Source organism: Bacillus sp. FSL M8-0350 (genome assembly GCF_038593345.1).
GTDB classification, from domain to species: domain Bacteria; phylum Bacillota; class Bacilli; order Bacillales; family Bacillaceae; genus Bacillus; species Bacillus safensis.
Map to the genome: position 1 here is coordinate 3,332,179 of NZ_CP151985.1, position 14,811 is coordinate 3,346,989.

General features: G+C 42.6%; 12 protein-coding genes. 1 reads left to right on the forward strand and 11 read right to left on the reverse strand.

What is annotated here, in order from left to right; translation table 11 throughout:
• Positions 1-21: 21 nt before the first annotated feature.
• From NSS80_RS17430 to NSS80_RS17480, 11 genes are all read right to left on the reverse strand, one after another.
• Entirely contained in the window at positions 22-1,482 is a 1,461-nt protein-coding gene (locus tag NSS80_RS17430; protein WP_317221805.1) for an O-antigen ligase family protein, read from the reverse strand.
• Between the two features lie 39 nt (positions 1,483-1,521).
• The gene (locus NSS80_RS17435; protein ID WP_111926818.1) at positions 1,522-2,451 is read right to left on the reverse strand and encodes an NAD-dependent epimerase/dehydratase family protein; all 930 of its coding nucleotides are present in this window, start codon (positions 2,449-2,451) and stop codon (positions 1,522-1,524) included.
• A 14-nt stretch (positions 2,452-2,465) separates the two neighbouring features.
• Positions 2,466-3,803 carry a UDP-glucose/GDP-mannose dehydrogenase family protein gene (locus tag NSS80_RS17440; RefSeq protein ID WP_034281112.1) on the reverse strand — a complete coding sequence of 446 codons (1,338 nt, stop codon included), beginning with the start codon at positions 3,801-3,803 and terminating at the stop codon, positions 2,466-2,468.
• Between the two features lie 54 nt (positions 3,804-3,857).
• Complete coding sequence (locus NSS80_RS17445; RefSeq protein ID WP_317221804.1) at positions 3,858-5,063, reverse strand: glycosyltransferase; 1,206 nt, start codon at positions 5,061-5,063, stop codon at positions 3,858-3,860.
• Positions 5,060-6,511, reverse strand: coding sequence for an MOP flippase family protein (locus NSS80_RS17450; RefSeq protein WP_317221803.1), 1,452 nt, complete (start codon positions 6,509-6,511; stop codon positions 5,060-5,062). The genes NSS80_RS17445 and NSS80_RS17450 overlap by 4 nt, the downstream gene beginning before the upstream one ends.
• An 18-nt stretch (positions 6,512-6,529) precedes the next feature.
• Entirely contained in the window at positions 6,530-7,189 is a 660-nt protein-coding gene (locus NSS80_RS17455; protein WP_034281119.1) for an exopolysaccharide biosynthesis polyprenyl glycosylphosphotransferase, read from the reverse strand.
• 199 nt (positions 7,190-7,388) lie between these two features.
• Entirely contained in the window at positions 7,389-7,982 is a 594-nt protein-coding gene (locus NSS80_RS17460) for a hypothetical protein (RefSeq protein WP_235362363.1), read from the reverse strand.
• Between the two features lie 128 nt (positions 7,983-8,110).
• Complete coding sequence (locus NSS80_RS17465) at positions 8,111-9,607, reverse strand: cell wall-binding repeat-containing protein (RefSeq protein WP_041115565.1); 1,497 nt, start codon at positions 9,605-9,607, stop codon at positions 8,111-8,113.
• 127 nt (positions 9,608-9,734) lie between these two features.
• Positions 9,735-11,225, reverse strand: a complete 1,491-nt coding sequence (locus NSS80_RS17470; RefSeq protein ID WP_034281124.1) for an N-acetylmuramoyl-L-alanine amidase — start codon at positions 11,223-11,225, stop codon at positions 9,735-9,737.
• A gap of 23 nt (positions 11,226-11,248) precedes the next feature.
• Positions 11,249-13,357: a SpoIID/LytB domain-containing protein gene (locus tag NSS80_RS17475; protein WP_046313062.1), complete on the reverse strand. Its 2,109-nt coding sequence runs from the start codon at positions 13,355-13,357 to the stop codon at positions 11,249-11,251.
• A gap of 24 nt (positions 13,358-13,381) precedes the next feature.
• On the reverse strand, positions 13,382-13,705 hold the full coding sequence (locus tag NSS80_RS17480) for a hypothetical protein (protein WP_024423640.1): 324 nt from the start codon (positions 13,703-13,705) through the stop codon (positions 13,382-13,384).
• Positions 13,706-13,887: 182 nt separating this feature from the next.
• On the opposite strand from NSS80_RS17480, the gene NSS80_RS17485 reads away from it, so the two are divergent.
• Entirely contained in the window at positions 13,888-14,808 is a 921-nt protein-coding gene (locus tag NSS80_RS17485) for a LytR family transcriptional regulator (protein ID WP_046313060.1), read from the forward strand.
• Positions 14,809-14,811 lie beyond the last annotated feature (3 nt).

Consider the following 14,811-nt stretch of genomic DNA (forward strand, 5'->3'; position numbering starts at 1 on the left):
TGTAGCCATACCAGCGCAGCATCACACACGGTTTACCAAGAGCTGTTTGTTTTTCAACATATTCACCGCTGCGATTACGAGTCCTAAAAAGACCCAGTGGAAATATAAATTCGAGACCGAACTAGGACTGATACTTGAAACGAGAAAGCTCAGCATGGCAGCAAACAAACCTTCAATGATCATTTTTGCTGATCTTGTGTCCGCCCATTGGTATTGTTTATACAGCGTGAACATGAGATAAGCGTAGACGGAGATATAGCCCAGCATGACCGCAAATCCAAAGTTCGTCATCACTTCCAGCAGCCAATTGTGCACTTCAACGACTTGATCTGTATCAAAGATCGAAAAATGGGCTAAGTAGTAAGACACATTCCCCGCTCCGACACCAAACCCGTATGAATCCGTAAAGAAATGCCATGCATTTTTGATCAAATTCGCTCTCGCAATGTTGGATGGGAGTGGTTCACTAAAAGAATGCGCGACCTGAGAAGCGAGAAACAAGTCATAAAAGACTGAATAAATCTTGGCTGAAAAAACAGCGATACAGATGACACCAAGTCCGCCTGCTGCGATGAGTGACCACTTTTTGAGAAAGCGCGGCATGAGCAGCCACACATAGATGGCCGCTCCTGCAAATATGCCAAGCAGGCTCGCGCGGGATTCTGTTAACAAAATGAGATACAGTGCTGCGATGGCGCCAAATAATCCAAATGCTTTGATATAACCATTTTTCATTTGCCACATACACGCTAAATACAAGAAAAAGCTAATCGATAAAAACGTCGCAAAGTCATTTTGATTAAAAAAGACAGCTGTAGGATAGTGCTGTTTATACGCCGGCCCAAGATACAGTGAAGTATTCGGTAAATGGTTCAAAGTAAAGTGATTATAAAACCCTATCCCCATGACAAATACAGTCATGACGAGCCAAATGCTATAAAAGGTGACCACTTGATCCATTCGCTGAATGTACATGACCACAAGAAAGACAAATCCCATCCCCATAGCAAGCAGGGACATATATTTGAGACCGTCTGTCACCGAGTGAGCCCACAGCAGTGAGATAAGCCCGTAAAGAAACCATGCAGCGAAAAAACCAAGAATGCCTTTTACACGAATCTGCTGCCACTGCGATATGTACGTTCCCTTATCTCTCATCCGCCATATAAATAAAGCAAAGGCGGCAATGAGCATGATACGGTAGAGAAAAAGACTAAAGAACCCGGCACTAATTGAAAAGAAAGCGTTGTTGAGAAAGGTCAATGCAATTAAAAGATATATGGCTGACATGAACACTTGCTCACCGTTCATGTATAGCTTCATCAACACGAGAAAAGCTGTCAGAACCAAAAGCAGGACCGGAATGGCGACGATCTTTTTTAACCCGGCGGGCTGCGCAGACGCCATTTGTACAAGTCCTAGCCCTGCTGCAAATAATATACAACCGATCATGATTTGCCATGCTGTTTGTTTCACACTCATACCCATTTTCCTCCTAAGCAACCCATCCGATTTGAGGGATTAAGCCTTGACTTCCTGTTTATAGTAGGAAATGGTACGAGCCAAACCTTCCTGTAAACTCACAACAGGCTCCCATGCTAAGACTTGTTTCGTTTCCTCATTTGCCAATGTACTATGCACGATATCTCCTGCACGCTGCGGCTTGTAAATCGGTTCAAGCTGTGATCTCGTTACCCGTTTCATCGTTTGAAACAGTTCATTTACAGTGATGGAATCACCACACGAGATATTTAAACAAACGTTTGATTGGGCTGTTAAAGCCGCAACATTCGCTGCCGCTAGATCACCCACATAGATGAAGTCTCTTGTTTGTTCCCCATCTCCAAAGATAAAAGGGGCCTCATCCTTTGCAAACTTATCAGAGAAAATAGAGACAACACCGCCTTCTCCAAGTGCGTCTTGGCGCGGACCATATACATTGCTGTATCTGAGAATACAATAGTCCACATCATAGAGTGATTTTGCCATTTCTAAATAGCGCTCTACTGTCAGTTTTGCTAAGCCATATGGTGAACCAGGCTTCAGCCGGTGAGCGGTGTCCACTGGCAGATACACCGGGTCTCCATAGACAGCTGCTGATGAGGCAAAGATCACTTTCTCCACTCCCGCTTCAGCCGCGGCTTTTATGACGTGCAGAGATCCTTTTATATTAACTTCTTCGTCATATACGAAATCCTGAACGGAAACGGCTACACTTACTTGTGCTGCAAGGTGAATGATATAATCCGGTGCGATTTGTTTGATCAAATCAATCGTCGCTGGCTTTGTAACATCTGCCTCCATGCATTGCACGGAAAGATGGGCAATATTTTCTCGAGATCCAGTTGAAAAGTTATCAAGAACGATGGGCTCATAGCCTTTTTCTAGTAAAGCCTCAACCGTATGTGATCCAATAAATCCGCTTCCCCCAGTAACCAATACTTTCTTCATCCAAGCTCCCCCTGTTATTGTGCCTTCGATACCAATTCTGCTTCCCATACACTCGGGCGGCCGATAGACTGGTAAATAAATCCTCTCTCTTTCATTTCTGCTGGATCAAACAAATTCCTTCCATCAATTACAATCGGTGAACGAAGCAGCTGCTTGATCTGGTCTTTATCCATCTTCTGTACGTCATCCCATTCTGTTAGGATGAGACAGGCATCCGTATCTTTTACTGTTTCATACAGATCATTGCTGAAGATCGCCTGCGGGCCAAGCTCACGTTCAGCTTCTACATAAGCAATCGGATCATAGGCTTTCACAAAAGCCCCCAGCTCTCTCAGCATTGGGATAATATCTAGTGCAGGCGCTGAACGCATATCATTCGTATTCGGTTTAAAGGCGAGGCCTAAGACAGAAATGGTTTTTCCTTTAATATCACCGAACACACTCATCAATTTGCTGACAAGGTGGGCTCTTTGGTTGTTGTTCGTTTCAATGACAGATTCGATCAGCTTAAAACGATACCCGGATGTTTCGGCAATTTTGAGTAGAGCCATCGTGTCTTTCGGGAAACAAGAACCCCCAAATCCAATGCCTGCTTTTAAAAATTTATGCCCGATGCGGCTGTCTAATCCAACTCCTTCACTGACTTTTTCAACGTCAGCGCCTACCCTTTCGCAAATATTTGCAATGTCATTAATAAATGAGATTTTTGTGGCAAGCATGGCATTTGCAGCATACTTAATCATTTCAGCACTTTCTAAGTTGGTCTCTACAACCTCTGTTTGAAACGGATCATGCAGTCTTTTGATGATGGTAGAGGCATGAGTGCTGGTCGAACCAATGACCGCCCGCTCCATATTCATCGTGTCTTGAATCGCTGAGCCTTCTCGGAGAAACTCTGGATTGGATACGACGTCAAAAGGATATTTGCTGCGCGATGCCTTTTCCACAATGGCTTGAACGAGACGGCCTGTTCCAACGGGAACTGTGCTTTTATTGACGATGATTTTATAGCCATTCATGTGTTCACCGATCGTTTGAGCGACAGCCTTCACATACGTTAAATCTGCTTCCCCCTGTGGTGTCATCGGTGTCCCTACGGCAATATAGATAATCTCTGATTCCCTAATAGCTGCAGGAATATTCGTTGTAAAAAACAGTCTTCCTTCTTCTGTATTCTTTTCAATCAATTCCTTTAAACCTGGTTCATAAATGGGAACGACACCACTTTTTAAGCTGTTGATTTTTGATTCATCAATGTCACAGCAGATGACACGATTTCCGATATCAGCAAAACAAGTACCCGATACTAACCCGACATAACCTGTTCCAATCACAGCAATTTTCTTCAACATTTTTCATCCTCTCAGTAAAAGCATATTGTCCGTTCCAAGCTGTTTATCTATCTATCATTCTTTGCACATTTCATCTTGTTTAAACGATGGATGTTGATTGAGCACCTTCTCATATTGCTGGATGAGATGCTTCGCATTATGTTCTGATGAATATTCTGTATGAACTATTTCATGAAGAACGTTCTTCACTTCTTCATTCCAGCTGTTTTCATAAAGGCAGGCGTGAATCGCCTCTTTCAGCTGACGCGTCGAACGCGGTTCAACGAGCAGGTGTTGATAGGTTGAAAATAAGGATGGGAGACCACCAACCCTTGTTGCAATGACAGGTACCTTTAAAGCGAGCGCTTCTAGAACGACGGTTGGCATTCCTTCACTGTAGGAAGGGAGTGCAAACAGATCAGCTGCCATTAAGTAGTCTCTCACCTGCTCATTCGGCACCTGGCCTGGGAGTATAATAGATGCTCCCGCCCGTTCTGTGAGCTCCATTGCAAGGGGGCCTTTTCCAACAAAGACTGCTTTCACTCCATCCATGCTGCTGACAGCATCAGCTAATTCAAGCAAGCCCTTCTCTTTCACTAAACGCCCGACGAAAACAACGAGCTTATCTTGAAGCGGTAAACCTAAGTGCTTTCTGATGCCTTCTTGACCTTCTTCCGTTCTGGAAAATGATCGGAGCGGAATACCAAGCGGAAGACATTTTGCTTCTACCTTCGTCATCTCATTTGTCTTTTTAGCCAGCTCCTCACTCACTGTCAGAACAGCAGATGCCTGCCTCACCGCCGTTTCAAAGGCTGCCTTCGCCCCTTTGCTATAGCTCGGATATACGTTCACATCACTGCCGTGCAAGGTCAGAAGATAAGGGATTTTCGTTTCTTTCTGAATAACAGCCGCCGCTCCGCCAGACGGCATGGCAAAGTGCGCATGGATAAAATCTGGTGACAGCTGATGACGCTGCATTGCTCTGAGAACGGAAGCCGCTATTCGTTTACTCGGCTGCGCCCATTTCAGCTGTCCTGGGAGCGCTGGATAAGGCGGTCTGTAAACCGTCACTCCGCTTCTCACTTCCTGTTCAGGCAGATCCCTTTTCTGCCGATAGGATGCCTTCAGCATCCGTAAAACCGGCGGATTCACTGGATTTGGGCAAATGACAGTCACTTCTATTCCTTGTTTGAGCAGCTCCTGCACTTGCGTTTCATGAAACACGCCCTCACTCGGATGTTTTTCACTAGGATATACACTTGTCAGCCATAGCACCTTCATGACGAACGACCTCTTCTCAATAATTTGCCTGCAGCCTGCGGATACATTTTGATGAGCAGCAAGCCATACAATGCAGCACTGACACAAACAGTCAGTAGTAATTGAAGTGAAATATCTGCTGTCGTCAGCTTCATCCCTTGATGTAAAGCTACCGCACAGACAGCCATGAGCAGCGTCATGACAGCAGGTTTTCCAAGTGATTTTAAATACACCTTCATATCAAGCTGAATGACATATGCCATGAGCCATCTGCCGACAATAAAGTTGAGCAGGCTGACACCTGAGTAGATCCAAGCTACTGTGAGCAGACTGCCTGTAGTGACACCTGCATATAATGCGCAGCCATACACGATAAGCATCCCCGTATCCCAATAAAAGGCTAAGTCCGCTCTCCCTTTTGCAAGAAGTATTGAACCGTTTGGATTCATCAGCACACGCAGCAGGCCGACAATGCACAATATATTTAGAACCGGAACCGCTACTAGCCATTTCTCTCCAAACACGACTTCAATAAAGCTGTCTGATACGGCAGCAAGGCCGATTAATAATGGAAAACTAACCAATGCGAGCATATTCGTCATACTTAGGAAGCCCTCTCGCAGCATGGAGTGATCCCGCTGACTTTTTGCGAAAACTGGGAAAGCCACTCTCGTCACAATCGGATTTATCTTCAGCACGGGTATTGTCACAATTTGATACGCCAAGCTGTAAATACCTAACGCTTCCGCTCCAAGAAACCGGCCGATTAAAATCATGTCGATGTTTGATCCTGCTCGGTTGACCAGTCTGGATGCGATCTGGAATGCACCGAATGAGAAAAATTCCTTCACCTCTCCTAATGCAAAAACAGGTGCTGGACGCCACTTCTTCCAATAAGCCGCTGCATACATGAGACCTTTTCCTGATTGCAGCAGCACTTGAGAAATGACATAGGCGATAATCGGATTCATGAAGAAGGCGAAAACGAGTAAAACGAGCAGCGATATGATGGTTGCAATGGTTTCAATGGTGCTTAATGTTTTAAAGGCTAAGTCTTTTTGCATCATATACTGGTACTGCTGGCCAATCGGTGCAATTAGAAACATGATCGATAATAGCTTGAGCAGACCTTCTAGCTCTGGCCGGTTATAAAAAGCGGCTATCATTGGGCTTAGCAGAATGAGCAGACAAAACAAGATAATCCCTGTGAGCAGGTTAATCCAATATAATGTAGATAATTGACGTTCTGTCGTTTGTTCCTTTTGAATGATTGCTGCCCCAATTCCTAGATCTAGTAAAATCTGCGTAAATATTGTGACAGTTGTGATCATGCCAACAAGTCCAAACTCCTTGAGTGTCATCACGTTCCCTAAAAAGGCGAACTGTGCGATTTGGATAATGGTGATGATCAATGCGGACAAGCTTGTCCATTTTGCCCCGCCTAGCATGCGTTTTTTCATACTTGCCATTTCTCTTCCCTACTTTACTTATCTGGCTCCGTCACCAGTCATGATGACTTTTAACGTTTTTACCATAATCTTCGTGTCGAGAGAAAATGTCAAGTTTTGAATATACTGTAAGTCATGTGTTAATTTTTCACTTGGACTCATTTCATATCCGCCATTTACTTGAGCAAGACCTGTCAGCCCCGGCTTTACCGCCAACCTTTTTGTGAAGCCTGGAATCGTCCGATTAAATTCTGCGGTAAACATCGGTCTTTCTGGACGAGGGCCTACGATACTCATTTCTCCTTTTAACACGTTGATAAATTGCGGAAGTTCATCAATTCTTGTTTTACGGATGAATGCCCCCACTTTGGTAATTCGAGGGTCATTTTTTTGAGCCCATTTCGCTCCTCCGCTTTCTGCGTCAGTTCTCATCGATCTGAGCTTCCATAATTTAAAGTAAACACCGTCTTTCCCAACCCTTTCCTGCATATAAAAGGCTGGCCCTGGTGTTTCCAGCTTAATCAAAAGAGCAAACAGCAAAATGATTGGCGTACTCAACATCAATCCGATGAACGAGAACATTAAATCTATGAAACGTTTTGCAAATAAATAACGAACCATATGTTCTGTTAAGGCAAAAGAGTGATTTCGTCTCACTTCATATTCTCTGTAAAGATTCATCGCTTTCTCTGCACTCACTGACCTGCACCTCACCATTCAAAGTAGTTGTTGTGTAAAGAGATGTTCTATGAAAGTCAGTTTAGCAGAGCAACATTAAGCAAATGTAAATGCGCTGTTAAGTCTTGTAAAACTGTGTTAAGAATGTGCACTTATATCAAATTATGCCCTTTTGAACGTAAAAAAGACCCGCAATTCTGCGGGTCTCCGGGTCTTTTCTTTATTTTGCTTTTACAGTTTCGATCGTTTTCAATCGAAGTGTTCCGTTTGCATCTTTTGTATAGGTTACTTTCACTTTTGATTCTTCTTTTAAGCTGTTCACTTGTTTAGAAAATGTATTTCCGAATTGAATAGCTACTTCTTTTCCATCAATGTTGACAGCAATTGTATGTCCATCAGCCAAACCGACATATGTGCCTTCTTTGGTGATTTCATTTTTCTTACTAGTCGTTGATTCTTTCTTTGTTTTAGAGTCACCTTTTGAGTCAGCTTTTGATTGGTCTTTAGCAGGTTCTCCTTTTGTAATTTCTTTGCTTGAGCTGTCTTTTGCCTCTTCATCAGATTGACTTGCCGGCTCTTCTTTTTGAGCAGCTGTTTCTTTACTTTGATCATCTGCTTTTTCATTTGATGATTGATCTTCTGATTTTTCGTCCGCAGCCTTATCTTTGTTTTGATCGGCTGCTTCAGTTGTTTCTTTTTTGCTGTCATCCTTTTTGTTATCGCTTGATTGATTTGTTGTGCCGCACGCTGTGAGCAATACTCCTAGAAGCAATACTAGAAACGGCATTGTGATTAATTTTTTCAAGATCGTCACCTCTTCATGATTTGTCGGTTTGCTGTCGTTTGAAGATTTATGTGTAAACCATTCACCTTCTATGTTTCAATTATAACAAACATAACCAAAAATGAAATGTATTTTTAACTTGACACATCATTCATGATTCATTTTACGTCAAAGTAGTTGGACACACCCGTTGCAATTCCAGAAGCCAACCGATCCTTTGCAGCAGTAGATTTTAAAATACTCGCATCGATTGGACTTGTTACAAAGCCGGTTTCTAGCAAAACACTCGGCATTCTAGAATATTTGATGACGTAGAACCCTGCTGTTTTCACTCCGCGATCTTTTGTTCCAAGGGCACTGACCATTCGGGGCTGCACCTGTTGTGCCAGCTTGACACTATGAGCAGCCGCATTTGTTGTATCATAATACGTCTCTGTTCCATTCGCACCGCTGTTATCATTTGCGTTGGCGTGGATACTGATGAATATATCAGCACTTGCCTGGGCTCCTTTACTGACACGTGTCTGCAAGGAGTCAAATGTATCAGAAGTTCTCGACATGACAATAAGGGCACCCGCCTGGTGAAGCCTTGACCGCAGCTTTAATGCTACTTCTAAATTGATGTTCTTTTCAAGCAGCCCATTCCCTACCGCTCCAGCATCTTGCGCACCATGACCTGGATCAATAAAAATTGTTTCGCCTAACACCGCATTTTTCAACTGTGTGATGACATTTGATTGAATGGTTGATGTTCCGCCTACCACAGAAAATGCTGACATCTGTTTGGCCCCAATGACTTTTCTGATAGCATCCGGCACCGTTTGAGCATCTGTGAGAAGAAGGGTTTGTCCCTGTTTCGCTGCTATACTTGCCGCAGCGGCTGCATCTGCATAGGCATACCCATGACTCATAAATATTTGGCTTGTCTTCATTGGATACGTTTTAGCAATTTGGGCAGCCACCTCATACCGATTGGCTCCGCTTATTCTGACTGGTGAGGGAAGCTTTTGAAAAGCAGTTTTATTGACACTTGCTTCTCCGCCGATCACAATAGTCCGCTTGACTGCTTTGTTTTTTAATAGATTGGCTGTTTCCTCGCGCAGTCCTTTCGCATCTGTTAATAAAATGGGATAGCCTTGTTTGGCAGCGTACGGAGCAATCGCGACAGCATCAGCATAAGCAGAACCATTCACGACGACAGCCGCACTAGCACTCTTCATGTGCTTAGCCACATTTGCCGCCAATTCATAGCGGTTCTTTCCTTGAATACGGGAAACGGATAGATTCATCGCTTTTAGCTGCTTCACGATGTTTTCAGAAATACTTGCAGTCCCGCCAAGAATCGTTACACGCTTCGTCTTCAGCTGCTGCAACCCTGTCTTTACAGCACCTGAAAGACTGCCAGCATTCGTTAACAGGACTGGGGCCCCTTGCTGGTAAGCATAAGGCACAGCACTCAGGGCATCTGCATAAGCATCACCGCCCACAAGAACAACGGCAGGCGCTTCCTGCCAGCCCCTTTTCGCGGTATTTACCGCTACCTCATACCGATTGCTTCCTTCTATCCTCGATACAGTGTGCTGAGCAAAAACGGATGGTGTATATAAACATAGTGAAATAGCAATCAGTAACATACATTTGATATCAAAACGCATGAAGTCAACCTCCTTGGTTTGAACCCTTCACCCAGGATGCTTCATGGACTTTGGAAAAAAGGCTGCCGAGGACGTTCTCGAGCAGCCTAAGAGGAGTATCTGAGGCACCCCTCAGGTTTGTGTTTTCTTATCTAAAATAACCTGACACACCGCTTGAAATGCCTGACGCTAATCGATCTTTATACGTAGCAGATTTCAAGATGTTTGAATCAACTGGACTGGAAACAAAACCAGTTTCTAAAAGAACGCTCGGCATCTTAGAATATTTAATGACGTAGAAGCCAGCTGTTTTCACACCACGGTCTCTTGTACCTAGTGCGCTGACCATTTTAGGCTGGATGTTTTGCGCCAGCTTCAGGCTGTTTGCAGCCGCATAGGTTTTGTCATAATACGTTTCTGTTCCATTTGCACTGCTGTTATCATTTGAGTTCGCATGGACACTGATAAAGATATCTGCATTTGCTGACGCACCTTTGCTCACTCGTGTTTGAAGACTATCAAATGTGTCTGATGTTCTTGACATGGTCACAAGTGCACCAGCGTTGTTTAATTTCGTATTTAAACGCTTTGCTACATCTAAATTCAAATTCTTTTCATATAATCCGTATCCTACAGCTCCTGAATCATGCGCACCATGACCTGGATCAATGAATACTTTTTTCCCAACAGCCGGATTTTTCAGCTGGTTCACAACAGTTGGTGTCACTGTATTTGTACTGCCTACGACAGTAAATTTGGTGATTTTCTTACTGCTCACTGTTGCTCTCGTTACTTTTGGCAGCGTCTTTTCATTCGTTAGAAGCAATGCTTTGTTTTGCTTCGCTGCAATGCCTGCAGCAGAAGATGAAGTGGCGTAACCAAATCCTCTTCCTACATAGGTATTATTGACACTCATATTGTACTTTTTCACAATATTTGCCGCGACATCATAACGAGTCGAGCCTTTGATCCGCGTTGGTGATTTCAATTGGTTATAAGCTGCTTTTGTGACGTAATTCTCTCCGCCGACTACAATGGTTTGTTTCACATTGCTTGCTTTTGCAACAGAAGCGATTTCAGAACGAAGTCCCTTTTTATCTGTGTATAGAATTGGGAATCCTTTTTGAGCTGCTACAGGTGCAATCGCAATCCCATGTGCATAGAAAGAACCCTCAACGACAACGACGCCTGCTGGCTTTTTCATTTTTTTCGCGATATTGGCAGATAGCTCATATCGGTTTTTTCCTGAAATACGCTGTGTGGAGATGCCCATTTTCTTCACTTGGTTGACCACGTTGTTTGACACACTTGATGTGCTGCCTAAAACGATTACCGTCTTTGTTTTTAATGAAGTTAAGGCTTTTTTTGTATCACCCGAAAGACTTTTACTGTTTGTGTAAAGAACTGGTCCATTTTTTTGGTATGCAAGTGGAATTCCTGCTGTTGCATCTGCATACGCAGTTTTCCCTACTAAAACGACTGTACTTGCAGTTCCCCATCCTTTTTTCGCTACGTTTGCCGCTACAGCATATCTGCTCCCGCCATCAATTCTTGAGACTGAATTGTCTGCCAATGCTGTTGGAACGATAACGAAAATGGCGATGAGGCTGAGGATGGCTGTTTTCATCAATGAGCGCATCTTCTATGTCCTCCTTTTACCTTTTAATAGTTTGTTAGTTTTGTACCTGGATAGTAGAACGAGAGTATGGAAGAATACGAGTTTCCAGATTCAGCTCTCGCTTTGGCTCCGTATTGGCTCATACCAATGCCGTGGCCATATCCTTTTCCTGAAATCGTGAAGTCATTTGTGTTGTTTTTGACTGACGCAAACGTGCTTTTCACCTTTGTTGCGCCCATGACTGATCGAAACTCGGTCATCTTCATACTTGCCGTTGTGCTTTTGTTTACCGAATATGTGCCTGTTTTGTTTTTCAGATGGTATGTCAGTTTGATCGATACCGTCTTCGCACGCTGGCCTTTTGTTTTCCCTGAGAACGTCAGGCTTGAGATCGATGCGATTTTCATATCAGATGCAGCAGTTTCTTTGTTTTTGAGCAGCCATGATTTCAGGCCGGCAAGGTCAGCTGCATTTATCTCTTTTGCTTTAGACCACTCAGATGCTGCTGTGCTGGCAGTCAATGTCGTGCCCAGCTGTTTCTTAGAGAGTTTCAGTGTCCATGGATTGACTGGATCTTTTGGATCCTTTTTGGCCACTAAGTATGGCAGTGCATTTCCCCATACTTCTTCACTCGCCTCTGTATAACCACCATTGCTAGAGTAATAGGTTGCTGAAATAAGCTGATTGTTGTATTTCAGAACCTTTCCTTTTGTGGCATCGACAGCTTTTGTCGAATTTGTGTACCAGTTATATCCTCCATATACTTGGAAGGCTGTTGTATCAGGGACGACTTTTCCAATACTTTTCACCGAATACGTTCTAGCGGCAACTGCCTGTGCTTTTAACGCTTCAACATTCCAGCTTGCAGGCATTTCATTTGGCACTACACCTTTTAAATAGTCTTCAAATGGAATATTTTCGAGAGTCGGCCTGATATACCCTGATTCAATTGCAAAGTTTACGCTGCCTAAATACGGCTTTCCTGCAATTTGAAGGACATTTTTTGTTGAATATTTCTCAGGAACAACTCTTACTGTGTTATACGTCTTTATGCCTTTTAATGAAATTTTTCCGTTAGAAATATTCAATTGGTAGTTTTGATTTTTTTTCAGATAGACTTGTTTGGCTAATGAATTTTTCAAGCTATCTTTAATTGCACTTGTGCTGCCAGCAAGATGATAAGCATATGTACCTTTTTCCTTCAGCAGTGCTTTTAAAGACGCTGTGACAGAATCGGGTTTCACATACACAACCGTACTGTTAGATTTTGCAGCCAATTGCGACAGCGGCATCGCATAAATATAGCTAGAGGCTTTTGCCAAATAAACTTTATCTGCATTAATATTTAATTTCTTTATAATATTCACAGATAATTCATAGCGATTGGCCCCGCTGATTCTTGTCACCTGTGAGGTTTTTTTGATTTGATTTTCAACTTTTTGTCCAGTACTTTTCGTACTGCCGATGATGATCACTTTACTTGGCATTCTATAAGACGGAATGGAATCTTTTTTTGTTAACAGGATAGGGTATCCCTTTCTCGATGCGTAGGATGCAATGGCAATCCCATTCATAAATGAGTTCCCGCCGACAACGACAGCTTGCTTATAGTTACCCATTTCTTTTGCGATTTTTTGGGAGATTTCAAACTTATCTTTTCCACTAATACGTCTGACTTTGCCATACTTTTTAATAGACTTCTCAGCAGCTGTTGAAATGCTTTTCGTATTTCCGACAATCAGAATGTTATCCGGCTTCATTTTCTTCAGCTGGTTTTCTGTTGTTTTCGTCAGCTTTTCAATATTCGTATACAAAATAGGTGCGCCCAGTTTGTATGCTAACGGTGATACAGAAATCGCATGATCAAACGCATCTCTGCTCACAATGACAACAGTTGATGGATTTTTCCATCCTGCAGATGCAATACTGTTGGCTACTTCGTATCTATTTTTGCCATCATATCTTTTCGTCACAGCAACATTCGATCCTGATAGCTTGTATTCCCCAGTTGTTGAAATATCCATGCTTGTTTTGTTTCCGACATAATTAGACAATTTCACTGAAATTGCCGAGCTTGCCATGGCAGACTGAAAGGGTGCAACTAGTAGAGTCAGTATCATGAGAACGATTAGTGTAACGCCTGTTTTCTTCAATTTTGTTCATCCCGCCCATCTTTTTTACTTCTGTTTTTCAATCTTCTGGATTTCCTTTTGACCACTGTCATTAATAAAGTAAGAGATTTCTACTGTGTCTCCTGGCTTAAATTCATTTAACACATCTTTAAAATTATCCGTAAATTCATAGCTTAGGGTCGTATTCACTTTTTTCACTTCGACTGTATGTGCATCAGCCATTCCAATAAATTCAGCTTTCTCTTCCAGTACCTGAGGAGTTGAACTGCTTGTCTTGTTTTCTCCTGAGGACTGCTCGGCCGTTCCACATGCTGTGAGCACGATACCTAGTAGCAGTATTAAGAACGGTAAAACGACGATTTTCTTCATTTTTTTCACCTCATGTCTTTGTATCGTCTTATAAGTTATTATTTTAAGGTAAATTTAAGGTTTTTTGAAACCTTTTTTTTGTTACAACGTCTATATCTAGGTTCAGAGTAAAAAAATAACTTGTTTATCAAGATTCGTAAACCTATAATCATGGAAGAATCATAGAAAAGGTGAGGGACATTATGAGAGCTGAAAGAAAAAGAAAGAAGAAAAAGGTTCTTTGGATTGTTTTATCGATTATTGGCTTATTCGTATTAGCAACTGGCGGATACGCATATCATCTTTGGAACACAGCAGCATCGACCGTCGCAGGCATTCAAGAAAATTTAAAGAAGTCAGATAAGCGTGACAAAGATGTCGATTTAAGTAAGAAAGACCCGATTTCTATTTTAGTCATGGGTGTCGATGAACGAAAAAATGACCGAGGCCGTGCAGATACATTAATATACATGACAGTAAATCCGAAAACAAAAACGACCGAGATGGTGAGCATCCCGCGTGATACGTATACGAAGATTGTCGGAAAAGGCACAATGGATAAAATCAACCACTCCTATGCATTTGGCGGTACACAAATGGCAGCAGATACTGTAGAGGAACTGCTTGATGTACCTGTTGATTACTTCGTTAAAGTCAATATGGAAAGCTTCAAGGATATTGTTGATACACTTGGCGGTATTACAGTAAATAGCACGTTTGCATTTAGCTATGACGGCCATTCATTTGGTACAGGAGAAATTAACCTGAATGGCGATCAAGCCCTTGCCTACACAAGAATGAGAAAGCAAGATCCAAAGGGTGACTTCGGACGTCAGCAAAGACAGCGCCAGGTCATTGAAGGAATCATTGCAAAAGGTGCCAACATTTCATCTATTACGAAATTCGGCGATATGTTCAAAGTCGTGGAAAATAATATGAAGACAAACATGTCATTTGACGATATGTGGATGATGATGAATGATTATCGTGATGCAAGACAGCATGTGGAGCAGCACGAGCTGAAAGGATCAGGCACACGTATCAATAACATTTATTACTACCAGCTTGATGACAGCAGTCTTGCGAATGTGAAGAAGGAATTGAAGGAAAGTTTGGAGCAGTAAAAA